This is a genomic window from Thiobacillus denitrificans, from assembly GCF_001530125.1.
In the GTDB taxonomy this organism is placed as follows: Bacteria; Pseudomonadota; Gammaproteobacteria; order Burkholderiales; family Thiobacillaceae; genus Thiobacillus; species Thiobacillus denitrificans_C.
This window is the reverse complement of the sequence record NZ_LDUG01000036.1, coordinates 30,821-53,528: the sequence shown is the minus strand read 5'-3', so window position 1 is coordinate 53,528 and position 22,708 is coordinate 30,821. Positions and strand designations below refer to the sequence as shown.

Here is a 22,708-nt window from a genome sequence, read left to right as displayed (position 1 = left end):
CTTATCCGGGTTGACTGAGAAGTCTCGTGGCCCTGGCATAGTGCGAATCAAGTCTTCTATTTCGAGCGCAAGCTGGTCGGGAGGTAGCTCAGTCATGTGAGGCATAACGTTTGAAGTAATCGGTGCCGGAGCGCGTAGCGCGGAGGGAACCCCAACAGCGCAGCTGTTGGGGCGTCCGGTTGACTGATAGAGGGGTTAGCTCCCATTCTTTGTTACCTTTATACATGCATCTCGCAGGCGTTTTAGCAAACCTTCTTCGGGCCTGGATTCGAACACAAAGCCTACTGAGGTGAATACCTGAGCACGTAATGTCCACAGTGCCGTGCGGTAGCTAGGCGTGAGCATGCCCTTTGCAAAATACTCCAACCACGGTTCTTCTCTTGCAGAGAGCGGAACGAACCACGATGCTTCTTGGCCATGTGTTAACTCAACTGGGAGCGGGCTACTCTGTATTGCTTCGTACATTTGAACAGCAGAGCGTTTTCGGAAAAGGCCAACTTTCCAACCAAGTTGGATGACGCGTATGGGGCGATCCCCGGTATTAACTATCCGAAAGACAGCAAACTCGGGGTAGGGTTTAGAGCTGCCTGGGCCAAGGACAATCCGGTGCCCAACCGAAACTCTTGCTGATGGTTTAGCAGCGCGATTCGCAATGTACAGAGCAACCGATGCTGCCGCAAAAGAACCCGCTGCAGCGAACCAGTTTGCAAAACCATTCAGCATGTCCCAGTAGGACTTGGAGTTTCCAAATAATGACGATTCGTCCATATAAGAGCTAACGTTCAAATTGAGGAGCCTCCGCTTCGCGGCGGTACTGCTCGAATGCAGGGTTAGGCTGATAATTCTGTGTCATTTTTTTCTCCACACTGCCCGGATCTTTGTCAGTTATGAGTAAGCCGCAGGATTTCAGTTTGTTTACTGCGCGCCCGCCCCACTCGACTTCACCACGCTCATCGCCCCCGCGATCAGCGTGCTGATGTCCGCCATGTTGGACGGCACGATCAGGGTGTTGCCGGTCTTGGCGATGCCGGCGAAGGCTTCGACGTATTTTTCGGCGACCTTGAGGTTCACCGCCTGCATGCCGCCGGGCAGTTCGACGGCGCGCGCGACGCGGGCGATGGCTTCGGCGTTGGCGGCGGCAATGGCCTTGATCGCTTCAGCCTCGCCCTGGGCGACGTTGATCGCCGCCTGCATCTCGCCTTCGGATTCCTGGATCGCCGCATTGCGCGCGCCGGTGGCGATGTTGATCTGCTCCTGCATGCGGCCTTCGCTGGATGCGATGAGCGCGCGCTTTTCGCGCTCGGCGGTGATCTGCCGCTGCATGGCGTGGAGAATCTCCTTCGGCGGGGTGAGGTCCTTGATCTCGTAGCGCAGCACCTTGACGCCCCAGTTGGTCGACGCTTCGTTCAGCGCCAGCACGACGCCGCGGTTGATGTCGTCGCGCTCTTCGAAGGTGCGGTCCATTTCCATGCGGCCGATCATCGAGCGCAGGGTGGTCTGCGCCAGCTGCGAGATGGCATCGATGTAGTCGCTCGCGCCGTAGGACGCCATCTTGGGGTCGGTGACCTGGAAGTAGAGGATGCCGTCGACCGCCAGCTGGGTGTTGTCGCGGGTGATGCAGACCTGGCTCGGCACGTCGAGCGGGATTTCCTTCAGCGAATGCTTGTAGGCGACAGTGTCGATGAAGGGGATGACCAGGTTGAGGCCGGGGCCGAGCACGGCGTGGAACTTGCCGAGGCGTTCGACCACCCAGGCGTTTTGCTGCGGGACGACGCGCACGCCCTTGGCGACGACGATAGCGATAACAATCAGAATGACGAGTGCGACAACGTCCATTTATTTTTCTCCCTTTGATTTAAGTATTGCGCTGTCCGGATTTCAGTTGCCCAGGATCAGCGTATTGCCCTTGACGGCACGAATGACCAGCGGGTGCGTGCTATCGACGCCGGCCGACTCGGCCTCGGCATCCCACAGTGCACCGCGGTATTTGACCTGCCCGCGACCGCCCTGCCAGGATTCGACCCATACGGTCTGGCCGATGTCCATGTTCTGTAAAGAGGATTCCGGATGTTCGGTGCTCCGTTTCCAGTGACGCAGTGCCAGGGTGCCCAGCGTGGCGATCACGCCTGCCGTCAGCAACTGTGTAAACAACCCGGCGCCGAGCCAGGCGGCCCCGCCCGCCGCCGCTGCGGCCAGGCCATACACCAGCAGGTAAAACGTGCCGCTGGTGAGCTCCACGCCCACCAGCACCGCCGCCAGAATCCACCACACCACATACGCCTGCATCTTATCTCCTCACAATCACGGGCCGGTTCGCCAGCTCGTCCGGATTATGCCCGGACGGCGGGAAATGCGCTGCCAGCAGCGCGCCGACCTGCTCGACCCCCGCCCGCGCGCCGCGCTCGAATTCGCCCTGCCTGAACGCGGCTTCCATCGTCTGCGCCACCGCCTCCCATGCGGCCGGGGCCACCCGCGCGGCGATGCCGCGATCGGCGACGATTTCGATGTCATGGTCGGCCAGCAGCAGATAGATCAGCACGCCGCTGTTGTGTTCGGTGTCCCATACGCGCAGGTTGGAGAACATCTCGATCGCGCGTTCGCGGCCGCGCATGCCGCGCCAGGCCAGGATGCCGGGCAGGCTGTTCTCGATGGCGAAGCGGACTTCGCCGCCGTGGGTGGTTTCGCTGGCACCGATTGCGGCCTCGATGGCGTCGAGGGTGGCCTGCGGAAACGCGCGCCGCCATGCCCACGGCGGCATGAATGCATGTTTGAGCCAACGTTTGAAATTCACCATGAGCCCGATGCGCCTCCGCCGCCGAATCCACCTCCGCCGCCGCCCCAGGAGCCGCCTCCCAATCCACCTCCCCTGCCGAATCCACCTCCGCCGCCGCTGGACCAGCCGCCGCCGGGGCGGAATCCCCCGGCCACCCCAGCGAACACGAACACGGCAATGAACAGCAACAGCGGGGTGAACCCCAGCAGCATCGCCCCCACTGCCCCGCTGCCGAGCGCGGCGACCCCGCCCGCGGCCGGGCGGCCCATCAGCAGGGAGAGCAGCCAGCCGGCGACCATGCCACCGATGATGAGGATGACGAGGGCGCCATCGTCCCCGTTGCTGCCCGCCTCGCTGGGCGGCGGCAACGGCTCGCCCTCGATCAGCCGCATCAGCTGCTGCACGCCGGCGTCGATGCCGCCGTAATAATCGTCCGCCTTGAAGTGGGGCGTAATGGTTTCGGCGATCACCCGCTTGGCAATCGCGTCGGGAATCGCGCCCTCCAGCCCGTAGCCGACTTCCAGCCGCAGCGTGCGGTCATCCTTGGCGATGATCAGGATCACGCCGTCGTCGATTTTCGCGCGGCCGATTTTCCACTGCTCGGCGACGCGGATGCCGAACTGGGCGATGTCCTCGGGCTGGGTGGTGGGGATGATGAGGACGGCAATCTGGCTGCCCTGTTGCGCTTCGAACGCGGCCAGCTTGCCGTCCAGCGCGGCGACCTGATCGACGCTGAGCGTGGCGGTCAGGTCGGTGACCCGGCGCGACAAGTCTGGCACTGCGACCTGGGCCCAGGCGGACAGCGCAAGACTCGCCAGCAAAAGGCCGAACGCGAACCGCGTCCGGAACAGCCTGTTCATCCGGGACTCAATAGCCGGGCGACAGACTGCCGGATGCGTCACCGCCGCTGGCCGGTGCAGCCGGCGCGGGAGCCGGTGCCGGGGCGGAGGTGCCAAAATCGACCTTGGGCGGCACGGCGATGGCCTGCTCGTTTTCCACCGTGAAGCTCGGCTTGGTCTTGTAGCCGAAAACCATCGCGGTGAGGTTGGACGGGAAGGAGCGCACCGTGACGTTGTAGGTTTTCACCGCGGCGATGTAGCGGTTGCGGGCGACGGTGATGCGGTTCTCGGTGCCTTCGAGCTGCGCCTGCAGGTCGCGGAACAGGCCGTCTGCCTTGAGCTGCGGATAGTTTTCGGCCACCAGCAAGAGGCGTGAGATGGCGCCGGTAAGTTCGCCCTGCGCGGCGATGAATTTCTGGAACGCGGCTTCGTCGTTGATCAGCGCGGGCGTCGCCTGGATCGCCCCGACGCGGGCGCGCGCCTCGGTCACACTGATGAGCACCTCTTTTTCATGGGCCGCGTAGCCCTTCACCACGTTGACCAGGTTCGGCACCAGGTCGGCGCGGCGCTGGTACTGGTTCAGCACCTCGGCCCAGGTGGCCTTGATGTCCTCGTCGGTGCTCTGCAGCGTGTTGTAGCCGCAACCGCTAAGGGTCAACGCCACGAATGTCGCGCTTACCCATTTGAATACATCGGGCCACTTGAACATGTCAGTCTCCTGTGATTATTGTATGAGCTTAGTTTACGCCACGCCCCAGGTGACAAACAGCGGGTCGGACTCGGTCAGCGTGTCGGCGTAGCGGTCGTCCTTGGGGCGCTTGAGGCCGCGCTCGACGTAGGTTTCCACCTTCTTGAAACCGGCCTGCTTGATCAGCATGCCGACCCAGGCCATGCGCTCCATCGGATGCAGCTCGGTCCACAGCTTGATGACCTTGGGCGGGAAGTAGCGGTGCGACAGCGTCACCACGAACATGCCGCCCGGCTTCAGCACCCGCCTGGCCTCGGCGACGATCTTGTGCGGCTGCGTCAGGTACTCGAACGACACCGTGCACACCACCGCGTCGAAGCTGGCGTCGGCAAACGGCAGCCTGGGATCGGCGTTGATGTCCTTGACGATGCGCTCGGCGAGCTGCGGATTGTCGGCCAGTTCCTCGGCGTTCAGCCCCAGTCCCACCGCGGATTGCACCGTGTCCGGCAGGTGCGAACGCCAGCCCGCCATCAGGTCGAGCACCCGCAAGGGGTACGCCGCCAGACGCTCACCCTCCGGGCGGTCTTGGCGCAGCACCCGCGCGTTCTCCGGCAGCACGGTGCGGTACAGCGCCTGGATGCGGCGCGCACACACGGCGTCGACGTGGGTGAGCTTGCGGGCGAGCGCGTAGAACTCGGTATCGGGGAACTCGTCCTCGCGGCTGAACGCGTCCGGCCCCTCGAAGTCGGTCGGCGTTTGCAGCTGCGTTTCCATGCCGCTCCATTCCAGCAGTTGCTCCACCTTGCCGACCGGCTCGGTCGAGACATCGCTCTTGCCGCTGTCAATGCTGAAGATGCGCCCCTGCAGCGGGTGGCTGAAGTTGGCGACAAAGCTTTCGTCGTTCAGCTTCATTACGCGGAACATCGGGCCCGGCGCGTCGGCGGCGTGAAGCAGCTGCGAGGGATAAAAGCGCCCCAGCTTGAGCGGTGCGATGTCGCTACGGAACGCCTCGTTCGGCACCTCGTGCTCGATTTTCGGCCCGACATCGACCTGGGCATCAACCGGCGGCGTGTCGCCCGGCATCCAGATCACCACCTGATGGCGGCCAAGGTCGGAGAAATAATTGACGCGAAAACGCAGCGCGGAATGCAGGAGTTTCATAGGGGTTCAGTTATCCGGATACAAAAGAATCTCACCACAGAGGCACAGAGATATGTCCCGCAGGGATGGTATCCCTTGGGACACAGAGGAAAGGCAAATAGATTGAACGGTTTTCTCCGTGTCTCTGTGGTGAAGGGTTTTACAAGTTCTGCATGGTGCGCCGCGCCAGGCACAAGTCCTCCCACGCGCGCGCCTTTTCGGTCGGCTTGCGCAGCAGGTAGGCAGGGTGATAGGTCACCACCAGCGGCACACCCTGGAATGCGTGCACCCGGCCACGCAGGTGGCCGACCGCTTCGTCGGTATCGAGCAGGCTTTGCGCGGCGACGCGTCCCAGCGCGAGGATGAGCTTGGGCTGGATGAGTTCGATCTGCGCCAGCAGATAGGGCCGGCAAGCTGCCACTTCGTCCGGCTCGGGATTACGATTGCCGGGCGGATGCGATTTCAGCACGTTGGTGAGGTAGACGTTATTGCCGCGTTTCAGGCCGATCGAGACCAGCATGGCGTCGAGCAGCTTGCCTGCCTGACCGACAAAAGGCTCGCCCTGCGCATCTTCCTCCACGCCCGGCGCCTCGCCGATGATCAGCCAGTCGGCGTTGCGGTCGCCCACGCCGAGCACACCCTGGGTGCGGGTGGCGGAGAGTTTGCAGGCGCTGCAATGGGCGACGGCTTCGGCGAGCGTGTCCCAGGTGTAAGCAGGAGCCGAGAGCGGAGAGCCGAGAGTGGAGAGGGGTGAGGCCGGCGTCTCGCGCAGGCGCCATGCCGGTCCGATGCCGAGTTCGTTGAAGACGTCGTCGCGGCTCAGCATGTCAGGTCTTTCTTCATGATGAGCGCGTCCTCGCGGCCGTCGCGCGCCGGGTAGTAGCCGCGCCGCGCCGCCAGGTCGACGAAGCCGCTGCTGTGATACAGCGCAATCGCGGGGGTGTTGGAGGTGCGCACTTCGAGAAACAGGCTTTCGGCCTTGTGGTCGCGGGCACACGTCAGGCAGTGGTCGAGCAGATCGCGCCCGAGGCCGTGGTGCCGCCAGATCGGTGCGATGGTGAGGTTGAGCAGATGCGCTTCGCCCGCCGCCGCCGTCATCGCGTAATACCCGATCACCTCGCCCTCGGCTTCGCGTACCCACATGCTGTAGCCGGCACTCATCGAATCGGCGAAATTGCCCAGGCTCCACGGGTATTCGTAACTCGCCAGCTCGATGCGGTGGATGCGCGGCAGGTCGGCTTCGGCCATCGGGCGCAGGCGGTGCGCGACCTCGTGGACCGGCGTGTCTGGCAGGGCGCTCATGCGGATTTCTTGGCGCGGCGCTCGTCCACCGTCAGTGCCACCTTGTCGCGCAGATAAATCGGCGCGGCGAGCGCAGCGTCCATGCCCTCGCCGCGTTCGAATGCCCGGGCGGCCAGCGGCGCCATCGCCGCGGCGTCGGGCATGAGGGTGTCGTCGATGTGCGCGAGTTGTGATGCCAGACGCGGGCGCAACACTGCGCCCAGCGCGGCAAAGCCATTGCCGGCGCCGACCCACTCGCCGCCAGACGGTACGGCGACCGATTCGGGCAACGCCAGTTGCGGTTCGCTGACGGCACGCCAGCCTGTGCCGTCGCGCTGATAGGCCGCCCAGTAGACCTCGGCCATGCGCGCATCGAGCACGGTCAATACCCGCTCGGCCCCGGTCTGCTCGGCGATCGATTCCAGCGTGGAGATGCCGACCACCGCCAGGTCGGCACCAAACGCCAGACCCTGCGTCACCGCACAGGCGATACGCAGCCCGGTAAAGGAGCCGGGGCCGGCACCGTAGCCGATGCCGTCGAGCTGGCGCAGGCTGATGTCCGATTCGCGCAGCAGTTCGTCCACCATCGGCAGCAGCAGGGAGCTATGCCGCTGTCCGGCCAGCACGCGCTGTGCCTGGATGCGGCCATCCAGCCACAGCGCGGCCGAGCAATATTCGGTGGAGGTATCGAGAACGAGCAATTTCATGAGTGTTCCGAATTGGACATTCGCGACTGGAACATTGCCCCGAAAAGACCTTCGCAGAATAAAAATGACGAAACCGTTTCCAGCCGCGACGGCGCGCGCAGCCGGGTCGGACACCCGGCAAGCGCGGCAACAAAGGATGGGGACGGTTTCGGCATTTTTATGTCGCTAATTTCCAATTCGGAAGACTGATATTTTACCGGTTGCCACGGTAGACGACGCGGTAAATCGCACCGGCATGGTCGTCCGACACCAGCAGGCTGCCGTCGGGCATCACCAGCACGTCGGCCGGACGGCCCCATGCAGACTCGTCCTGCAGCCAGCCGCTGACGAAGGGTTCGTGGCTCACCACGCGGTTGCCCTGCAGCCGCACCATGCTGACACGGTAGCCAACCTTGCTGCTGCGGTTCCACGAGCCGTGTTCAGCGATGAAGACCGCATTGCGGTAGCGCTCGGGAAATTGCGTGCCGGTGTAGAAGCGCATGCCCAGGCTGGCCACGTGCGCACCCAGGTTTTGCACCGGTGGCACAAACTCGGCACAGCGTCGAGTCTGGCCGAACTCGGGATCGGCGATCGTGCCGCCATGACAATACGGGTAACCGAAATGCTGGCCGGACCGGCTCAGGCGATTGAGTTCGTCCGGCGGCACATCATCGCCCATCAGGTCGCGGCCATTGTCGGTGAACCACAGCTCGCCGCTTTGCGGCTGCCAGTCGAAGCCCACGCTGTTGCGCACGCCGCGCGCGACCACCTCGACCTTGCCGCTCGTCACATCGAGCCGGGTAATGTTGGCGTAGCGATCCGGATCAGGCTCGCAGATGTTGCACGGCGCGCCCACCGGCACATACAGCTTGCCGTCGGGGCCGAAGGCGATGAATTTCCAGCCGTGATGGGTGTCGGTGGGATAGGCGCTGCTGACCACCTCGGGGCGCGGTGGTTTGTTCAGGCGCGCCTCGATATCGCGCAGCCGCAGGATGCGGCTCACCGCCGACACGTACAGGTCGCCGTCGCGGAACGCCACGCCCACCGGAAGATTGAGGCCATCGGCAATCACCACCGGCTTGCGCGCGCCCTTGAGCGGAATCGCATAGACCTTGCCAGCACGCATGCTGCCGACAAACAGGGTGTTTTTGCCAAGCGCCATCTGCCGCGCATTGGGCACGCGGGCAAACAGCTCGATCTCGAATCCGGGCGGCAGGCTGAGACTGGCAAGCGGCAAGGCATCCGCAGCCGCCTGCGCCAGCCAGCCGAACGCCATCAGGGTGAATACGATCAGTCGCTTCATGGCTTGCTCCTTTAGGGCTGCAAGGGAATCAGAATCTCGAAACGCACCCGCGACCACGGGTTGCGCACTTCGGCCAGCCGGACGATCCGGGCCACCAGTGTCTGGCCGCCATCCATGAAGCGCGCGACGTCGGCATTCTCGCGGCGCGGCACGTAGCCGATCTTGTGGCCCTGCCATTCCACCCGCACGGCCTTGGCATCATGGGTATTGTCCGGCTCGCGAACCAGGGTGAGCGCATCGCCCACCTGCATCTGCGGCCACAGCGTCTTGCCCGCGTGGTACTGGAACCCGGCCAGCGGCGAATCCTGCAGCAGGATGTGCGCAGCGACCTGGGCGTAGAGCGGTTGCGCCCACACCCAAACCAGACACAGCAACGCCAGCCGACGATTCATCCTAAAAATCCTCACCACAGAGGCACTGAGAAAAGTAAAAAACCAATGGCTTATCGATCGATCAACGAGCCTTCACCCATCAGGTGAGCGCACTGGCACACGCAGCTTGTTGTTTTTCCTCTGTGCTCTCTGTGCCTCTGTGGTTCAACTGCGGTTTTTAGCTTCATGCGATGGCCCGAATTTCAGGGTTAACGCAGCATTCTACTGAGAAAACCGCTGCCATATCCGCGCTGGCGGGCAGGTTTCAGGTTTACTTTTTTGACTCGACAAGCCCACTTCAGCTTGATGTAGGATGAATGCATTCTCAACCGCCCCCACCACCACGCCATGCCGAGAAAAGCTGCTGCCCAGACCAAGCTGTTCGTTTTGGATACCAACGTGCTGATGCACGACCCCACCAGCCTGTTCCGCTTCGAGGAGCACGACATCTACGTGCCGATCGCCACGCTGGAAGAACTCGACATGCACAAGAAGGGCATGACCGAAGTCTCGCGCAACGCCCGCCAGGCCAGCCGCTTTCTCGACGAGATGGTCTCTAAGCTCGACACCATCGAGGAAGGCGTGCCGCTCGCGCCGCACAGCCACAACGCCGCCAGCGGCAAGCTGTTCCTGCAGACCCAGGCGATCACCGGCGACATCCCGCTCTCCCTGCCGACTTCCAAGGTCGACAACCAGATTCTCGGCGTGGTGCTGTTCCTGGCGCGCCACCACCCCAAGCGTCAGGTCATCCTGGTGTCGAAAGACATCAACATGCGCATCAAGGCGCGCACGCTGGGGCTGCCGGCCGAGGACTACTTCAACGACAAGGTGCTGGAAGACACCGACCTGCTATATGCCGGCCTGCGCGAACTGCCCGCCGACTTCTGGGAGACCCACGGCAAGGGCATGGAGTCGTGGCAGGCCAACGGCCATACCTATTACCGCATCACGGGTCCGCTGGTGGCGAGCCTGCTGCCGAACGAATTCGTCTACCAGGAAGGCCCCAACCCGCTCTACGCCAAGGTATTGAAGGTCGAGGGCAAGCAGGCGGAAATGATCACGGTGCGCGACTTCAGCCACACCCGAAACAACGTGTGGGGCATCGTCGCGCGCAACCGCGAGCAGAACTTCGCGCTCAACGTGCTGATGGATCCCGAGATCGATTTCGTCACCCTGCTCGGCCAGGCCGGCACCGGCAAGACCCTGCTCACGCTCGCCGCCGCGCTGGCGCAGGTGCTGGACAAGAAGCTTTACAGCGAAATCATCATGACCCGCGTCACCGTGCCGGTGGGCGAGGACATCGGCTTCCTGCCCGGCACCGAAGAGGAGAAAATGACGCCGTGGATGGGCGCGCTGGAAGACAACCTCGACGTGCTGAACAAGAGCGACGACGAGGCCGGCGACTGGGGGCGCGCGGCGACGCAGGACCTGGTCCGCAGCCGGATCAAGGTCAAGTCACTGAACTTCATGCGCGGGCGCACCTTCCTCAACAAGTTCCTGATCATCGACGAAGCGCAAAACCTCACGCCCAAGCAGATGAAGACGCTGATCACGCGCGCCGGGCCCGGCACCAAGGTGGTGTGCCTGGGCAACATCTCGCAGATCGACACGCCCTACCTCACCGAGGGCAGCTCCGGCCTCACCTACGTGGTCGACCACTTCAAGGGCTGGCCGCACAATGGTCACGTTACGCTACAGCGGGGTGAACGTTCGCGTCTGGCAGACTATGCTGCAGAAGTACTGTAAGCCAAACATCTCTAAGAGACGCGCCATGACCACCCTGATTTCAACGCGCTGTATCATTCTGGCCGCCGGCCTCACCCTGGCCCTGCCCGCCCACGCCGTCGACTGGAACGAAATGCTGCGTGGCGTGCTTGGCAAGCCTGCCAGCCAGCCAGCCGCCAGCGGCGCCGATGCGCTCTCCAACGCCGACATCAATGCCGGACTGAAGGAGGCGCTCACCCGCGGGGCGGATGCCGCAGTCGCCCAGCTGGGGCAGAAGGACGGCTTCTTCGGTAACCCCGCGCTGAAAATCCCGCTGCCGCCCAGCCTGCAGAAGGCCGAAAAAGCCATGCGCATGCTCGGCATGGGGCGGCAGGCCGACGAGCTGGTGCTGTCGATGAACCGCGCCGCCGAAGCTGCCGTGCCGGAGGCTAAAACCCTGCTGGTCGATGCGGTGAGGGCAATGACGCTGGAAGACGCCCGCGGCATCCTGACCGGCGGCCAGACTTCGGCCACCGACTTCTTCCGCAGGAAAACCGAATCCACACTCACCGAACGCTTCGGCCCCATCGTCAAGGCGACCACCGACAAGGTCGGGCTGGCACAGCAGTACAACCAGTACGCCGGCGCGGCCGCGCAGTTCAACCTGATCGACAAGAAGCAGGCCAGCGTCGAGCAGTACGTCACCCAGCAGGCGCTCGACCGGCTCTACACCGTGATCGGCGAAAATGAAGCCGCAATCCGCGCCAACCCCATGCAGGCCGGCAGCGATCTGCTGAAAAAAGTGTTTGGTGCCGTCACCGGAAAATAGCCGTCACGCCGCGCATGAGAACCGCCCTTAGCGCCCTCCTCGCCGGACTGCTGCTCGCCCTGCCTGCGCAGGCCTGGGAAATCGGCGAATTCAAACATGGCATGAGCCGCACCGAGGTCGAACAGGCGCTCAAGACCTGGAATTTCGGCAAGACCCTGTCGGTCGGCATCGATGGCCTGCTTGTTTACGATCCCCCCGACCACCCCGCCGGCCGCCGCTTCCTGTTCACCTTCTGCAACGACAAGCTGGTGGCATTCGACCAGGAAGTCGAACCGGATTTCCGCCACTTCGTCATCATCGCGTCGAACTATTCGAACCTGTACGGCAATCCGCTCAAGGTCATTCCCTACACCAGCGTCATCGCCAACGGCGAAAAAAACCTGCTGGCGATGTTCTGGCGCAAAGGCGCCGACTACATGGGGGTCAAATACGTGCTGTATCCCACCAGCGAGCAACTCTCGATGACCTGGCAGATCAGCAATAACTGCTGGCAGGCGCCGCGCTAGTGGGGTGTTGCATGCTTGACGGCACAAATAAAATGGATGGTTTTTTGGTCAGAGCAAGGCGCAGCGATACTCAAAGTATCGCGAGGATTTGCAACGCGGCGCTGACCAAAAAGACGCCCTTTTATGTGCCGGATGGCGCGCGGGGGGGCCGGGTATCTTGATGAGAAGATTCGGACGCTGCGCCTGCGCATACAGTTGCACTGCCGCCTGAAGACTACCGGCCGTGTCATCCGCCAGCAAGGGCGACACCTCCAGCGACACCCAACCGTCAACCCCGCCAGTGGCGTCGTGAACCGGGCGAAACAGATCGGCGGCCTGGATCAGGTCCTCCAGCGCCAGTTCGAAAAAGAGTGCTTCGCCCGACTTGCCGGCAAGCGCCTTTTGGCGAATGGCATCATCGTAGAAATCAGCATCTTTGATGGCGTGCTCAAAGATAGTGGGATTGGAGGTCAGCCCTGTCACGGAAAGCTCGCTGATATAGCGGGCCAGTGTGCCGCTCGTCAGCAGCCCGCGTGTGATATTGTCGAGCCAGAGGCTTTGCCCGAGATGGTGCCGTTGTTGTGTGGCTTTCATCGTTCCTCCTATTTAGCGCGCTCAGCCTCGGGGGCGTCGAGCAAGGTCGGTAAATCATAGTTAACCAGTTCGCCAATGCGCTCGCTGAACCTCTCAAGTAAGTAATCTTAAGTGATTGATATGTATGAGTGTTATTTTTACTTACTTCGGCGCGATTTGCGGCTGCGGGCCGATTACTACGCTAACCATTCCCGTGACTACCAGTAACTCTCTACGCTGATATTCCCCGGTTCGCGTCGGCGATGTTTTTTAAGGCCGCGCTCGATAAGCAGTTGTTGTATCTCGTCCACCATTTGCGGATTACCACACAGCATGATCTGGCTTTGCGCTGCACTGAATTTGATGCCGGCGCGAGTTTCCAGTTGTCCATTTTCGATGGCTTGCGGAATGCGGCCGGGGAGGGCAAAATCGGTCGGCTCCCGACTGACAAACGGAATAAATACAAACTTGTCCGTATGCGTTTCCGCGAATTCACTGATTGTGTCTCGATACATTAGTTCGCTCACCAAACGCGCCGCATGCACCAACACGATACGCTCGAAGCGCTGCCATGGCTCCGCTGTTTTCAGGATGGAAAGAAATGGCCCGATGCCAGTGCCGCTGGCGATTAGCCACAGGTGGGAACCGCTTATTACTTCGCGCAGGATCAGAAAACCGCTGGCGTGAGGTGCGACAAGAATGGAATCCCCCGCATTCAAGGCAGCCAGCCGCTTGCTCAGTGGCCCGCCCGGTACCACGGAAAAGCAGAATTCGAGAGGTCGTTCGCCCGGTGCATTGACCAGCGAGTAAGGCCGGCCGACAGCTTCGGCCCCAACCTCCAGTCCGAGCTTGATGAATTGACCGGCTTCGAACGGCGCGATATCCGCATCAACCTGGAGCGAAACAAGCCGTTGACTCCAGGTTGTTTTGCCAACGACGTGACCTTCCACCCATTGCACCATGACAACTCCAATCCGATGACAACCAAATTTCACAGCCTGGTCAAATCTGCAAGAAATGCATAAATCAAGCATGCGCTACCCGGGTTTCTCTGACAGTGGGTAGCGACACTCATGATTCATTCTCTCGCCTATCGTTTAGTTCAGCGCCGGCATACTGTCGCGCCTCATCTCGAAAGTCGGCGCTGCGACTACGTAGGGCTCTGCGTCAGCCTGCTAGCGCTCCAGCAGATCAAATTTATCTTTCACCTTGGCCCATTCGTCCGCATCGAATGGAGGGGGTTTCTTCTCGATGATCGGCTGCCAGTTCCAGGCTCTTGCCAGCTCCACATTGAGCGCAATAAAGCGTACCTGGCCTTTCGGAACGTCCTCGTCAGCAAAAATCGCATCCACTGGGCATTCCACAACACACAACGTGCAGTCGATGCAATCATCCGGGTCAATGGTCAGGAAATTGGCGGCGAAGCGCTGCCGGCATTGCTCCGAGCAGAAGGCATAGTGAAGCCCCTCGTATATTGTTTCGAACTGCGCCGGGGCGACCTCCATCCCGCAGACCGGATCCTTGACCGTGGCACTCATCGATTCTCCTTGGCTAACGCCGTTCGCCTCATCCCAATAAACCCTGGTAACGCACGCCGGTATTCAGATTCAGGTCCGCCCGGATCTGCTTCGAAGGCTGCGCCGTCAGGCGCTTGCTGATCTCGCTATCGGGGTCTTTCAGGTCCCCGAACAGAATCGCCTGGTGCCCCTCACGCAGGCAGGCCTCGGCACAGGCGGTGATGCCGTCGCCGCGATCCACCTTGTGAACGCACAGGGTGCAGGACTCGACCGTACCCTTGCCCCGCGGCGCGTAGGGTTTCTGGTCATGGGCATCTTCGTGCAGGAACGAGCGCGCCTTGTAGGGACAGGCCATCATGCAGTAGCGGCAGCCGATGCAGGTGTGCTTGTTCACGAGCACGATGCCGTCGGCGCGCCGGAAGGACGCCCCGGTCGGACAAACGTCCACGCAGGGCGGAAATTCGCAGTGCTGACACATGACCGGGAATGCTTGCGTGTGCCCGTACTGCTCATCCGTGACGGTCACCTTGCGAATCCACTGCGCATCGGTCCTGGGCCGCCCGTGGCCGTAGACGCCGTTTTCCACGAAACAGGCATCGACACAGGCGGTGCAGCCGTCAGCGCACTGGTTTACATCAATCAACAGCCCCCAGCGTTGCAGGCTGGAGGCCGCTTCCTCGGGGGCGCGCGCCCGGGCGAGTTCGATCAAACGCAAACCGGGCCCCAGGGCGGTGGCGGCTGCGGCCGCACCGGCTAGGCCCAGAAAATCACGTCGGTTCAGGCTCATGGTGTTGGCTCCTTGGCAGCATTGTCGGTAACAGGCGCTTGATGGAGATTTTCTTGCGCCGCTTTTCTTGCGCCGCGATTCATCGGATGTACGCCTCCGTCGCGTAGCGGCGCATCATGCGGTGGCTGTTGAAGTACGACGCATTCTTGCTGATCGCGCCCTTCATCACTTTGATCCAGCCGCCGGGGTCACCGCTGTAGCCGTAGTAAAGCGGCAACACCACCTGTTCGAGCTTGTCGTACAGGGCGCGCGCGTCGCCGTCGTCCGCGCCCACGGCATTGCCGATCGCCCAGCCGGTCACGCCCTCGATGCAGCCCTCGACCCACCAGCCGTCGAGCACGCTCAGATTCGGCACGCCGTTGAACGCCGCCTTCATGCCGCTGGTGCCGGAGGCCTCGAACGGACGCAGCGGTGTGTTGAGCCAGAGGTCGACGCCGGCCACCAGCGCCTGGGCGATATCCATGTCGTAGTCGGGCAGATAGACAACCGGCACAACGCCTTCGAGTGCGCGCGCCTGGGCGTGCAACTGTTCGATCAGCCGTTTGCCGCCCTCGTCGTGCGGATGGGCCTTGCCGGCGAGCACGATCTGGAACGCGTGCTGCCGGGCGACGGCCTTCAGGCGTTCGAGGTCGGCGAACAACAGGTCGGGACGCTTGTACGCGGTCATGCGCCGCGCGAACCCGAGGATCGGCACCTCCGGTTGCAAGGCAACACCGGTACGCGCGCGCACCTGCTCGATGAGCGTTTGCTTGGCCTGCAGATGTGCATCCCAGATGGCGTCGTCGGGGATGCAGCAGTCGACGCGCACGAGCTGCTCGGGCTCGTGACACCAGCTCGGAAGGTAATGGTCGTAGAGCTTGCGGAAGGGCTCGCTGGTCCAGGTGAACGGGGGTACGCCGTTGGTGACGGCGTGCACGCGGTAGCCGGGGAACATCGTATTCGAGATTTCGGCATGGCGCTTGGCCACGCCGTTCACGTATTCGCTCAGGTTAAGCGCGAGCCGCGTCATGTTGAGGCTATCCTCGCCCGCGAGATGCTTGAGCGTCGCAAGTTCGACGGTGGTGCCGAGCATGCGCTGCGCCAGCGCGTAGGAGAAACGGTCGTGGCCGGCCTCGACCGGCGTATGCGTGGTGAAGTTGCACAGCGCGCGCACCCGCGGGAGGTCGTAGGGCAGTTCACCGGGACGCAGGTCCCCGGGCGGATAAGCATAACGCCGCAGCAGTTCGAGGCCGAGCAGCGCGGAATGCCCTTCGTTCATGTGGTACTGGCGGATTCTGAAACCGAGTGCCTGCAGCAGGCGCACCCCGCCGATGCCGAGCACGATTTCCTGCTTGAACCGGTAGACGTCGTCGCCGCCGTATAGGTAATGGGTGATCTCGCGGTCCTCGGGCTGGTTCTCGTCCAGATCGGTGTCGAGCAGCAGCACCGGCTGGCGCCCGCCCAGGTAGCCATCGAGCACATATAGCCACGCGCCGATCCATACCGCCCGACCTTCGATATTTACGGCGATCTTGGCATCCAGGGGCTTGGCCCACTTGCGTGGCTCCCACACGGCCGCTTGCTCGACCTGCCGGCCCTGGGCGTCGATCGCCTGGCGGAAATAGCCGGCACGGCTCACCAGGCTCACCGCCACCAGCGGCAGCACGAGGTCGGCGGCCGAACGCACGGTATCGCCGGCCAGCACGCCCAAACCGCCGGAGTAGGTCGGGATCTCGTTGCGCAGCGCGATCTCCATGGAAAAATAGGCGATGCGTGGTTCGTGGATGAAATCATCAAGCATGATCCCCCGGGGGATCGCAAGTTCTTCGTCGCTGCGTCGCTCCCCGCTCAGCGCGCTCACGCGGTCCCCCTTGGCACTATAGGCCATTGCCATGCGGGCTCTTTGCGACCTCGGATAGCCCCGTGGTTTCGTTCATGACCGGACTTCCTGAAGCCCGAATGCCTCATGGTCGCCATTACGCCCGACAGGCCTAACAGGCCGGCCTCCTCGTTAAGCAAGCGTTCGAGCCGGTCGAGCGACAGGCCTTCGGCGCGCGCGGTTTCCGCTCCGAACAGCGCGCGCCCGAAGCCGCTGGCCGCACCGGCTTCATGGCTCGGCCTCCACACGCACGATTCCTGGCTGCGCGGCGATGTTGTCGAGCGCGTAAGCCAGTTCGCCCGGGGCCTCGGCGTGCACGGTAAAGAGCGGCTGACCCTGCTCAACGACCGTACCGAGCGGGACATGCAGTTCGAGTCCCGCGGCCGGGGCGCGCGGCGCGCCGGCGAGTTTCGCCACGCGCGCCAGCCAGCGATTGTCGATTCCCGTCACGCGCCCGCACTGCGCGGCCGTCACCGCGTGCGTATGCGCCGCTACCGGCGGCTCGCGCAGACCGCCCTGGGCCGCGCAGATGGCCTCGAATTTTTTCCATGCGCGGCCGTCATCCAGGAATTCCCGCGCCAGGTGCACGCCCGCGCCCGGCGCAACCCCCGGCGCGAATTCAAGCACTGCGCCCGCGATCCGCAGCGCGCGCTCGCGCAGGTCCACCGGCGCGTCGGCTTCGCGGCGCAGTACCGCGAGTACGTCGCGCGCCTCGAGCGCCGGGCCGATGCCGCGGCCCACGGGTTGAGCACCGTCGGTGACGACCGTCTGCACGGTGAGGCCGATGATGCGGCCAATTTCCACCAGGCGATGGCTCAGCGTCTGCGCAGCGTCGCGGCTGCGCACCTTGGCGGTATCGCCCACCGGGATATCGATGACGACATGGCTCGATCCGGCCGCCGCCTTCTCCGACAGTACCGAGGCGACCAGCTGGCCCTCGCTGTCGAGATCCAGCCGGTCGCCGGCGCAGGCGGCGAGGAAGGCCGAGAGGTGAATGTCCGCATAGCGCCCCGCGGCAACGTCGCGCATGATCGCGCGCATGTCGGCGTCGCCGAGCCGCTTGCCGTACACCTTGGCGCGCACCCGGCTCAGCGACTCCAGCACCGGCGGGTGGGACAGGGCCACCGCATCGCCTGCGCGCGCACCCAGGAGCCGCCACGCCGCCTCCGAGAGGCCCGCCTCGTCCGGCGCCAGCAGATCGCCGGTGACGACATTCAGCGTAGCGATGATGGAATGGTTGTTGAGAGTCACCTGCACGCGCGACTGCGCCTCGAAGCCCTCGGCGCGGCACACGTGACAATCGCTGCGCATATAGATCACGGGCTCCTGGTAGGTGTCGATGCCCAGGCGCTTGAGGCGCAGCGCGTGGAACGACGTTCGATGCACGTTATCGTTCATAAGCACCACCTCACCTGCGTCATGGATCATGGTCTATTCCTTTGGAGATCGTGCCCTGGTTTTAGCCCGTAGTATCCCGGTGCTGGACGTCTGGCCTCGGAAAAAACGCCGGCACGCGCGCCGCGTAGCGCGCATATGCCTCGCCGAACTCGGCCGCCACCTCGCGCGCCTCGCGCCGCGCCAGGCGCACGTACATGAACACCAGCACCGGGAACATGGCGAGCGTCAGGATCGTCGGCCACTGCACCAGAAAACCCAGCATGATGAGCACGAACCCCGCGTACTGCGGATGACGGATATAGGCATAAGGCCCGGTTACCGCCAGGGTGTGGCTGGTTTGTGCCGCGAACAGCACCTTCCAGGCCGAGGATAGCAGCCAAAAACCGCCGCCGATGAAGACGAAGCTCAGCAGGTGAAACGGGCCGAAGTGCGGGTTGGCGCGCCAGCCGAACAAGATTTCCAGCAGATGGCCGGCATCGTGCGACAAGAAATCCACGCCCGGATAGCGGCTCTGCAACCAGCCGGAGAGCAGATAAATCGTCAGCGGAAAACCGTACATCTCGGTGAACAGCGCAACGAGGAATGCCGAGAATGCGCCGAACGAGCGCCAGTCGCGCGTCGTTACCGGCTTGGAGAAGCTGAACGCGAACAGGATGAATACGGCGGAGTTGACCAGTACCAACAGCCATAAGCCATACGCGGGCGCAGTGCCGTTCATGTCTTGTCTCCTGCGCTGTCATGGGAATGCCGGTGCTCGCCCTTGCCGCCATGACCGCGATGCATGAAAAAATGCAGCGGCAGACAGGCAAGCAGCAGCAGGAAGGGCAGGGCACCGAACAGGTGGGCACGGTGCTCGGTCAGCAGAAAAAAAGCTGCGATGGCGAAAAAAGCCAGCACGGCCAGGTTGACCTGGACAGTGCCAGCCTGGCGATGCGGAACGGAATCATGGCGTTTCATGGCGTCACCTTTTCGCATAGAAGTCAGGCGCGCGCATGCTGGTAGTCGAATTCGGTTTCGATTACGTCCGCCACCCCGGGCAATTCGATCCGCACCTGGATGCGGTAAGGGTTGTTGGTGGCCGGCATGTTGAAGTAATTGCCATAGGTGATCGTGTCCACGATGAGCATGGGTTCGAGTTTTTTCTGCGTCCCGGCGCGGTTGATTTCATATACTCGCGCACTCACTTTCGCGCCGCCGATGCGCTTGCCGCTGGCGGCGTCGAACAAACTCACCAGCACGTGATACTGGTGCTTGCCGGCCGGCACGCCACCGTGCATTTCCGCTTCGATGTGGGGTTTGGGGTGGCCCAGAATCATCTCGGCCGGAATCACGCCGAGATAAATGGCCACGCCATGCACCACCTTGTGCGTGGCGCTATCGGCCGCGAATGCGGTGCTCGCCAGTAAAGTGGCGATGCTTACCACGGCTATGCGCAACAGCACTTTGAGATAACTGGTCTTAGCTTCGGCCGGACTATCATCCTTAACGCTCGCTTCGCTCACGTTAGCCTTCACTGAAACTCCGCTTCGCTCCGTTTTCATGATGTTTTCTCCTCAGGTTTGATTGCAGTCCAAAACGCCAGAATGCCGGCGCGCCGGCCATTGCCTTGCACCGGATCGAAACCCGCTTCCCGGAAATAGTCCGGGAGTGTTCCGTGGAAGTTGTCTGCGGTCGTGGGCATGAACAAGAACGGCCAGGCCACCAGCCACCACAAGGGATTCGCGGGGCGGTAGAAATCCGCCACGATGAAGCGGCCGCCCGGCTTGAGCACGCGATACACCTCGCGCAAGCCCTGCCGTTTCAAGTCGGGCGGCAGGTGGTGCAGCATGAGGCTGGCCAGGACGACATCGAAACGTGCGTTCTCGAAAGGCAATTGTTCGATCGCGGCGACCTTGAATGCGGCGCGGCTGCCGAGCCGTTGCGCGTTTTCCTTCGCTACGCGAATCATGTCCTGTCCAGGGTCGATGCCGACAGCCGAGGCCGCCGGACCGGCGGCCTCGCCCGCGCGGCGCGTGAGCACCCCGGTGCCGCAGCCCACATCGAGGATGGCTTCGCCCGCCCGTATCGCAGCCACTTGCAGCGTTTGGCCGCGGAAGCCTTGGCCCAGGCCAACCGCGCGGCAATACACGTCGTAGAACGGCGCGGCCCAATTCATGGTCATGCCGCGGGTATGCACCGCCGGTTCGTCCGATTTTTGGCGGATGATGAACAAGCCCCACAGTAACAGCGCTGGGCACACCAGCAGGAATGCGGCAAGCAGGGCGCTCCACCAGGTGAGTCCAAACAACATGAACACCGCCGCCGCGAGTGCTATCGCGAGCCAGGGGCAGAGCCAGGACCAGCGATTCATGGCTGCTCCTTCAAAACGGGCGTGTTGTCGTGCGGCCGGATTTCGCACACCGCCGGCGCGACGATTCTGCGCGCGATGAGAAAGATCGACAGCAGCAGCAGCGCAATGCTCAGCAGCCCCAGCTCCCCGCCGCGCAAGGGCAGCAGCGCCAGCGCGCCCGTTGCGCCGAAAAAGGACAGGATGGTGATGAGGAGAAAGGAGCCGCAGGCGGCGCACCCCGCCGCGATCGCCCCGCTCGCGGCGCCGCCCAGGCCGGCCGCGATTTCTCCGCGCGGCAGTTGCGCGCGCCGGCGCCGCAGGAAATAAGCAATCATGGCGATATCGACGCCGAACAGCAGCGGAACCGCCACTGCGGAAAACGCGGCGACCGCGTCGAAGTTGGTGAAGAGCCCGCCGAGCAGGCTCGCCAGCAGTTGCGCCTTGACCGCGAACGCCGCCTCCGGCGTGGCGAACACCGCCCCGAGCAGGCGGTAGTTGGGCAGCCACAACTGCGCGACGAAGGCGGCAAGACCGATCAGCGCCGCCAGCCCGAGATACGCCGGCCGCGCGAATACCTCTTTGGCGGCGTCGACGATGGTGCGGATGAGATGCGGCTTGTTCATGGCGCTCATTTTCGCTGCTGCAAGGCGATGTCGACCACCAGTTTCACCGTGGCGTACGGCTGCGCGCCGAGGATGGCGAAGAGGCGCCCGTTCGGCGCGATCACCACGGTGTACGGCGTGCCCGTCGCACCCGCGACGAGCGCGTCGTCCACGTCCTCAGCCACGCGCTGGGCGTGTTTGCCGCTTTGCAAGCAGGACTCGAATTGCGCGCGGTTGAGGCCGACGTGCGCCGCGATGCGCGGCAGCTCCGCCGGGTCGAGCTTGTCGTTGGAGGGCGTGATTTCGTACAAGCGGTCGAGATAGGTCCAGAACTTATCGTTGCCGCCCAACTCCGCGGCGCACTCGGTGGCTTCCGCCTCCTTGCGCGCCTTGGGATGGATGGCGTCAATGGGGAAATGGCGGAACACCCAAGCGACCTTGCCCGGATATTCCGCCACGATGCGTTGCAGCGTCGGGTGGAAACGTTTGCACAAAGGGCATTCGGTGTCGCCGAACTCGACGATCTTGACCGGCGCGTTCGGATCGCCGCGAATATGGTCGCGCGACGTGACCGGCCGGATGAATTCGGCGCTGCCCGGCGCTGCCGCCGGCTGGTTCGCCTGGGCGGCGGCGTTGCCCGCGGCCAGCGTACCGCCGACCAGGAGGGCGGCCGCGGCCCAGCCGAGAAGCGATAAGATTAAACGGTGGAACATTTTCTCTCACCCCGTTCTTGTGGCCCTGGCCTGCCGACGCGCTCCGACTTCAACGCCGCGGCCTTGTCCACCGTCATATTACATACCCGGCCACTCCGCATCCCAGCCACGGGAGCCAGTCTCGCCGGCGCATCATCCGCGCTCCGCCGCAATGGCTATTGCGCGCCCCCTTCGCGCAGCGCTTCGATAATCCGGTTTTCTATCTTGCGCCCGATCTCCTTGGCTTTCGGGTGTGGGTCCTTGGCCAGCAGATAAGTTGGACGGACGGTAATGATGTTTACCACGCCCGGTTTGTTTTTCATGGTGTAGGCCGAGAGCTTGAACGGGCAGAGGATGGACCAGTCCATGTTGAGATTGAATACCTCCTGGTTGAACACCAGCGAGCAGAAATGGACGGAAGTCGCGTCCTTGAACCCGATGGTGTTCCATTTATCCTCGCCGAAAATCTGCTTGTTGTTTTCCAGTCCCTTGGCAAGATTTTCCTCGCCGGTAATGAGGAACTGCTTGGCCTCCAGGCTGGCTTTAAGATTGGCCAGCACTGTCGCGAACTCGCCCTTGACCTGGTGCTTCCAAAACGCGGGGTTCTCCGCCGCGCGTACTGTCAGCGGGAACAGCGCAGCCAGAATCGTGAACACCGCCACCATCCGAATCGGAATCGCTTTCATGTGCGTCTCCTCCAAAAGGTTGTTGAACAACCGTGCCCACAGGCTCGGCTGGGGGGAGTGAAATACTTTCAACTCCCTGTTCAAACCATAGACGACAATCCATCCCCTGACCATGTATGGGCCAAAACCCTTGCGCCCAGTGGCGCGACCATTACTGGCGACCGTGT

General features: G+C 63.0%; 29 protein-coding genes. 4 read left to right on the top strand and 25 right to left on the bottom strand.

What is annotated here, in order from left to right:
- Positions 1 to 195: 195 nt before the first annotated feature.
- The 10 genes from ABW22_RS17375 to tsaB form a co-directional block, all read right to left on the bottom strand.
- Complete coding sequence (locus ABW22_RS17375) at positions 196 to 768, bottom strand: hypothetical protein (protein WP_157648634.1); 573 nt, start codon at positions 766 to 768, stop codon at positions 196 to 198.
- 147 nt (positions 769 to 915) lie between these two features.
- Positions 916 to 1,836 carry an SPFH domain-containing protein gene (locus ABW22_RS12620; protein WP_059757220.1) on the bottom strand — a complete coding sequence of 307 codons (921 nt, stop codon included), beginning with the start codon at positions 1,834 to 1,836 and terminating at the stop codon, positions 916 to 918.
- Between the two features lie 42 nt (positions 1,837 to 1,878).
- Positions 1,879 to 2,286, bottom strand: a complete 408-nt coding sequence (locus tag ABW22_RS12615; RefSeq protein WP_059757217.1) for an NfeD family protein — start codon at positions 2,284 to 2,286, stop codon at positions 1,879 to 1,881.
- A 1-nt stretch (position 2,287) separates the two neighbouring features.
- Positions 2,288 to 2,794 (bottom strand): TPM domain-containing protein, encoded by a 507-nt coding sequence (locus ABW22_RS12610; RefSeq protein ID WP_088178788.1) that lies wholly within the window; start codon positions 2,792 to 2,794, stop codon positions 2,288 to 2,290.
- Positions 2,788 to 3,633, bottom strand: coding sequence for a TPM domain-containing protein (locus tag ABW22_RS12605; protein WP_059757213.1), 846 nt, complete (start codon positions 3,631 to 3,633; stop codon positions 2,788 to 2,790). The genes ABW22_RS12610 and ABW22_RS12605 overlap by 7 nt, the downstream gene beginning before the upstream one ends.
- A 7-nt stretch (positions 3,634 to 3,640) precedes the next feature.
- A complete protein-coding gene (locus tag ABW22_RS12600) occupies positions 3,641 to 4,321 on the bottom strand; it encodes a LemA family protein (protein WP_059757211.1) in 681 nt (226 codons plus the stop codon).
- 33 nt (positions 4,322 to 4,354) lie between these two features.
- Entirely contained in the window at positions 4,355 to 5,461 is a 1,107-nt protein-coding gene (locus ABW22_RS12595; protein WP_059757208.1) for a class I SAM-dependent methyltransferase, read from the bottom strand.
- A 139-nt stretch (positions 5,462 to 5,600) separates the two neighbouring features.
- A complete protein-coding gene (locus ABW22_RS12590) occupies positions 5,601 to 6,266 on the bottom strand; it encodes a uracil-DNA glycosylase (protein WP_059757205.1) in 666 nt (221 codons plus the stop codon).
- Entirely contained in the window at positions 6,260 to 6,742 is a 483-nt protein-coding gene (rimI, locus tag ABW22_RS12585) for a ribosomal protein S18-alanine N-acetyltransferase (protein ID WP_059757202.1), read from the bottom strand. The genes ABW22_RS12590 and rimI overlap by 7 nt, the downstream gene beginning before the upstream one ends.
- Complete coding sequence (gene tsaB, locus ABW22_RS12580; RefSeq protein ID WP_059757200.1) at positions 6,739 to 7,428, bottom strand: tRNA (adenosine(37)-N6)-threonylcarbamoyltransferase complex dimerization subunit type 1 TsaB; 690 nt, start codon at positions 7,426 to 7,428, stop codon at positions 6,739 to 6,741. The genes rimI and tsaB overlap by 4 nt, the downstream gene beginning before the upstream one ends.
- 12 nt (positions 7,429 to 7,440) lie before the next feature.
- On the opposite strand from tsaB, the gene ABW22_RS17370 reads away from it, so the two are divergent.
- The gene (locus tag ABW22_RS17370; RefSeq protein ID WP_157648633.1) at positions 7,441 to 7,617 is read left to right on the top strand and encodes a hypothetical protein; all 177 of its coding nucleotides are present in this window, start codon (positions 7,441 to 7,443) and stop codon (positions 7,615 to 7,617) included.
- 4 nt (positions 7,618 to 7,621) lie between these two features.
- Here ABW22_RS17370 and ABW22_RS12575 read toward each other — a convergent pair whose 3' ends face one another.
- Positions 7,622 to 8,710, bottom strand: a complete 1,089-nt coding sequence (locus tag ABW22_RS12575) for a PQQ-dependent sugar dehydrogenase (RefSeq protein WP_088178787.1) — start codon at positions 8,708 to 8,710, stop codon at positions 7,622 to 7,624.
- Between the two features lie 11 nt (positions 8,711 to 8,721).
- Positions 8,722 to 9,102 (bottom strand): HIRAN domain-containing protein, encoded by a 381-nt coding sequence (locus ABW22_RS12570; protein WP_059757198.1) that lies wholly within the window; start codon positions 9,100 to 9,102, stop codon positions 8,722 to 8,724.
- A gap of 327 nt (positions 9,103 to 9,429) precedes the next feature.
- Between ABW22_RS12570 and ABW22_RS12565 the strand changes: the two genes are divergently transcribed.
- The 3 genes from ABW22_RS12565 to ABW22_RS12555 are packed head-to-tail and all read left to right on the top strand — an operon-like array spanning position 9,430 to position 12,120.
- Entirely contained in the window at positions 9,430 to 10,827 is a 1,398-nt protein-coding gene (locus ABW22_RS12565; RefSeq protein ID WP_059757196.1) for a PhoH family protein, read from the top strand.
- Between the two features lie 25 nt (positions 10,828 to 10,852).
- Positions 10,853 to 11,614, top strand: coding sequence for a DUF4197 domain-containing protein (locus tag ABW22_RS12560; RefSeq protein WP_059757193.1), 762 nt, complete (start codon positions 10,853 to 10,855; stop codon positions 11,612 to 11,614).
- Positions 11,615 to 11,628: 14 nt separating this feature from the next.
- On the top strand, positions 11,629 to 12,120 hold the full coding sequence (locus ABW22_RS12555; RefSeq protein ID WP_059757190.1) for a hypothetical protein: 492 nt from the start codon (positions 11,629 to 11,631) through the stop codon (positions 12,118 to 12,120).
- A 48-nt stretch (positions 12,121 to 12,168) separates the two neighbouring features.
- Here ABW22_RS12555 and ABW22_RS12550 read toward each other — a convergent pair whose 3' ends face one another.
- The 13 genes from ABW22_RS12550 to ABW22_RS12490 form a co-directional block, all read right to left on the bottom strand.
- Positions 12,169 to 12,693 carry a transaldolase family protein gene (locus ABW22_RS12550; protein ID WP_237763343.1) on the bottom strand — a complete coding sequence of 175 codons (525 nt, stop codon included), beginning with the start codon at positions 12,691 to 12,693 and terminating at the stop codon, positions 12,169 to 12,171.
- Between the two features lie 197 nt (positions 12,694 to 12,890).
- Positions 12,891 to 13,634, bottom strand: coding sequence for a ferredoxin--NADP reductase (locus ABW22_RS12545; RefSeq protein WP_059757187.1), 744 nt, complete (start codon positions 13,632 to 13,634; stop codon positions 12,891 to 12,893).
- Between the two features lie 213 nt (positions 13,635 to 13,847).
- Complete coding sequence (locus tag ABW22_RS12540) at positions 13,848 to 14,210, bottom strand: DUF3470 domain-containing protein (RefSeq protein WP_059757184.1); 363 nt, start codon at positions 14,208 to 14,210, stop codon at positions 13,848 to 13,850.
- Between the two features lie 28 nt (positions 14,211 to 14,238).
- On the bottom strand, positions 14,239 to 14,976 hold the full coding sequence (dsrO, locus tag ABW22_RS12535) for a sulfate reduction electron transfer complex DsrMKJOP subunit DsrO (RefSeq protein ID WP_059757182.1): 738 nt from the start codon (positions 14,974 to 14,976) through the stop codon (positions 14,239 to 14,241).
- Between the two features lie 79 nt (positions 14,977 to 15,055).
- Positions 15,056 to 16,849, bottom strand: coding sequence for an alpha-glucan family phosphorylase (glgP, locus tag ABW22_RS12530; RefSeq protein ID WP_237763342.1), 1,794 nt, complete (start codon positions 16,847 to 16,849; stop codon positions 15,056 to 15,058).
- 213 nt (positions 16,850 to 17,062) lie between these two features.
- Positions 17,063 to 18,262: a hypothetical protein gene (locus ABW22_RS12525; RefSeq protein ID WP_059757179.1), complete on the bottom strand. Its 1,200-nt coding sequence runs from the start codon at positions 18,260 to 18,262 to the stop codon at positions 17,063 to 17,065.
- A 31-nt stretch (positions 18,263 to 18,293) separates the two neighbouring features.
- Positions 18,294 to 18,950: a methyltransferase family protein gene (locus ABW22_RS12520; protein ID WP_059757177.1), complete on the bottom strand. Its 657-nt coding sequence runs from the start codon at positions 18,948 to 18,950 to the stop codon at positions 18,294 to 18,296.
- On the bottom strand, positions 18,947 to 19,189 hold the full coding sequence (locus tag ABW22_RS12515; RefSeq protein WP_059757174.1) for a DUF2933 domain-containing protein: 243 nt from the start codon (positions 19,187 to 19,189) through the stop codon (positions 18,947 to 18,949). The genes ABW22_RS12520 and ABW22_RS12515 overlap by 4 nt, the downstream gene beginning before the upstream one ends.
- A gap of 23 nt (positions 19,190 to 19,212) precedes the next feature.
- The gene (locus ABW22_RS12510; protein ID WP_157648632.1) at positions 19,213 to 19,773 is read right to left on the bottom strand and encodes a hypothetical protein; all 561 of its coding nucleotides are present in this window, start codon (positions 19,771 to 19,773) and stop codon (positions 19,213 to 19,215) included.
- Positions 19,770 to 20,582 carry a class I SAM-dependent methyltransferase gene (locus tag ABW22_RS12505; RefSeq protein ID WP_202813952.1) on the bottom strand — a complete coding sequence of 271 codons (813 nt, stop codon included), beginning with the start codon at positions 20,580 to 20,582 and terminating at the stop codon, positions 19,770 to 19,772. The genes ABW22_RS12510 and ABW22_RS12505 overlap by 4 nt, the downstream gene beginning before the upstream one ends.
- On the bottom strand, positions 20,579 to 21,193 hold the full coding sequence (locus ABW22_RS12500; protein ID WP_059757168.1) for a hypothetical protein: 615 nt from the start codon (positions 21,191 to 21,193) through the stop codon (positions 20,579 to 20,581). The genes ABW22_RS12505 and ABW22_RS12500 overlap by 4 nt, the downstream gene beginning before the upstream one ends.
- Complete coding sequence (locus ABW22_RS12495) at positions 21,190 to 21,876, bottom strand: DsbA family protein (RefSeq protein WP_059757166.1); 687 nt, start codon at positions 21,874 to 21,876, stop codon at positions 21,190 to 21,192. Before ABW22_RS12495 ends, ABW22_RS12500 begins: the two co-directional genes overlap by 4 nt.
- A gap of 155 nt (positions 21,877 to 22,031) precedes the next feature.
- Positions 22,032 to 22,541, bottom strand: coding sequence for a hypothetical protein (locus ABW22_RS12490; RefSeq protein WP_157648631.1), 510 nt, complete (start codon positions 22,539 to 22,541; stop codon positions 22,032 to 22,034).
- Positions 22,542 to 22,708: the final 167 nt, after the last annotated feature.

Bases quoted from the DNA above. Each gene is read 5' to 3' on its own strand.
- ABW22_RS17375 (WP_157648634.1), bottom strand. From the start codon at position 768: ATGGACGAATCGTCATTATTTGGAAACTCCAAGTCCTACTGGGACATG.
- ABW22_RS12620 (WP_059757220.1), bottom strand. From the start codon at position 1,836: ATGGACGTTGTCGCACTCGTCATTCTGATTGTTATCGCTATCGTCGTC.
- ABW22_RS12615 (WP_059757217.1), bottom strand. From the start codon at position 2,286: ATGCAGGCGTATGTGGTGTGGTGGATTCTGGCGGCGGTGCTGGTGGGC.
- ABW22_RS12610 (WP_088178788.1), bottom strand. From the start codon at position 2,794: ATGGTGAATTTCAAACGTTGGCTCAAACATGCATTCATGCCGCCGTGG.
- ABW22_RS12605 (WP_059757213.1), bottom strand. From the start codon at position 3,633: ATGAACAGGCTGTTCCGGACGCGGTTCGCGTTCGGCCTTTTGCTGGCG.
- ABW22_RS12600 (WP_059757211.1), bottom strand. From the start codon at position 4,321: ATGTTCAAGTGGCCCGATGTATTCAAATGGGTAAGCGCGACATTCGTG.
- ABW22_RS12595 (WP_059757208.1), bottom strand. From the start codon at position 5,461: ATGAAACTCCTGCATTCCGCGCTGCGTTTTCGCGTCAATTATTTCTCC.
- ABW22_RS12590 (WP_059757205.1), bottom strand. From the start codon at position 6,266: ATGCTGAGCCGCGACGACGTCTTCAACGAACTCGGCATCGGACCGGCA.
- rimI (WP_059757202.1), bottom strand. From the start codon at position 6,742: ATGAGCGCCCTGCCAGACACGCCGGTCCACGAGGTCGCGCACCGCCTG.
- tsaB (WP_059757200.1), bottom strand. From the start codon at position 7,428: ATGAAATTGCTCGTTCTCGATACCTCCACCGAATATTGCTCGGCCGCG.
- ABW22_RS12575 (WP_088178787.1), bottom strand. From the start codon at position 8,710: ATGAAGCGACTGATCGTATTCACCCTGATGGCGTTCGGCTGGCTGGCG.
- ABW22_RS12570 (WP_059757198.1), bottom strand. From the start codon at position 9,102: ATGAATCGTCGGCTGGCGTTGCTGTGTCTGGTTTGGGTGTGGGCGCAA.
- ABW22_RS12565 (WP_059757196.1), top strand. From the start codon at position 9,430: ATGCCGAGAAAAGCTGCTGCCCAGACCAAGCTGTTCGTTTTGGATACC.
- ABW22_RS12560 (WP_059757193.1), top strand. From the start codon at position 10,853: ATGACCACCCTGATTTCAACGCGCTGTATCATTCTGGCCGCCGGCCTC.
- ABW22_RS12555 (WP_059757190.1), top strand. From the start codon at position 11,629: ATGAGAACCGCCCTTAGCGCCCTCCTCGCCGGACTGCTGCTCGCCCTG.
- ABW22_RS12550 (WP_237763343.1), bottom strand. From the start codon at position 12,693: ATGAAAGCCACACAACAACGGCACCATCTCGGGCAAAGCCTCTGGCTC.
- ABW22_RS12545 (WP_059757187.1), bottom strand. From the start codon at position 13,634: ATGGTGCAATGGGTGGAAGGTCACGTCGTTGGCAAAACAACCTGGAGT.
- ABW22_RS12540 (WP_059757184.1), bottom strand. From the start codon at position 14,210: ATGAGTGCCACGGTCAAGGATCCGGTCTGCGGGATGGAGGTCGCCCCG.
- dsrO (WP_059757182.1), bottom strand. From the start codon at position 14,976: ATGAGCCTGAACCGACGTGATTTTCTGGGCCTAGCCGGTGCGGCCGCA.
- glgP (WP_237763342.1), bottom strand. From the start codon at position 16,849: ATGGCAATGGCCTATAGTGCCAAGGGGGACCGCGTGAGCGCGCTGAGC.
- ABW22_RS12525 (WP_059757179.1), bottom strand. From the start codon at position 18,262: ATGATCCATGACGCAGGTGAGGTGGTGCTTATGAACGATAACGTGCAT.
- ABW22_RS12520 (WP_059757177.1), bottom strand. From the start codon at position 18,950: ATGAACGGCACTGCGCCCGCGTATGGCTTATGGCTGTTGGTACTGGTC.
- ABW22_RS12515 (WP_059757174.1), bottom strand. From the start codon at position 19,189: ATGAAACGCCATGATTCCGTTCCGCATCGCCAGGCTGGCACTGTCCAG.
- ABW22_RS12510 (WP_157648632.1), bottom strand. From the start codon at position 19,773: ATGAAAACGGAGCGAAGCGGAGTTTCAGTGAAGGCTAACGTGAGCGAA.
- ABW22_RS12505 (WP_202813952.1), bottom strand. From the start codon at position 20,582: ATGAATCGCTGGTCCTGGCTCTGCCCCTGGCTCGCGATAGCACTCGCG.
- ABW22_RS12500 (WP_059757168.1), bottom strand. From the start codon at position 21,193: ATGAGCGCCATGAACAAGCCGCATCTCATCCGCACCATCGTCGACGCC.
- ABW22_RS12495 (WP_059757166.1), bottom strand. From the start codon at position 21,876: ATGTTCCACCGTTTAATCTTATCGCTTCTCGGCTGGGCCGCGGCCGCC.
- ABW22_RS12490 (WP_157648631.1), bottom strand. From the start codon at position 22,541: ATGAAAGCGATTCCGATTCGGATGGTGGCGGTGTTCACGATTCTGGCT.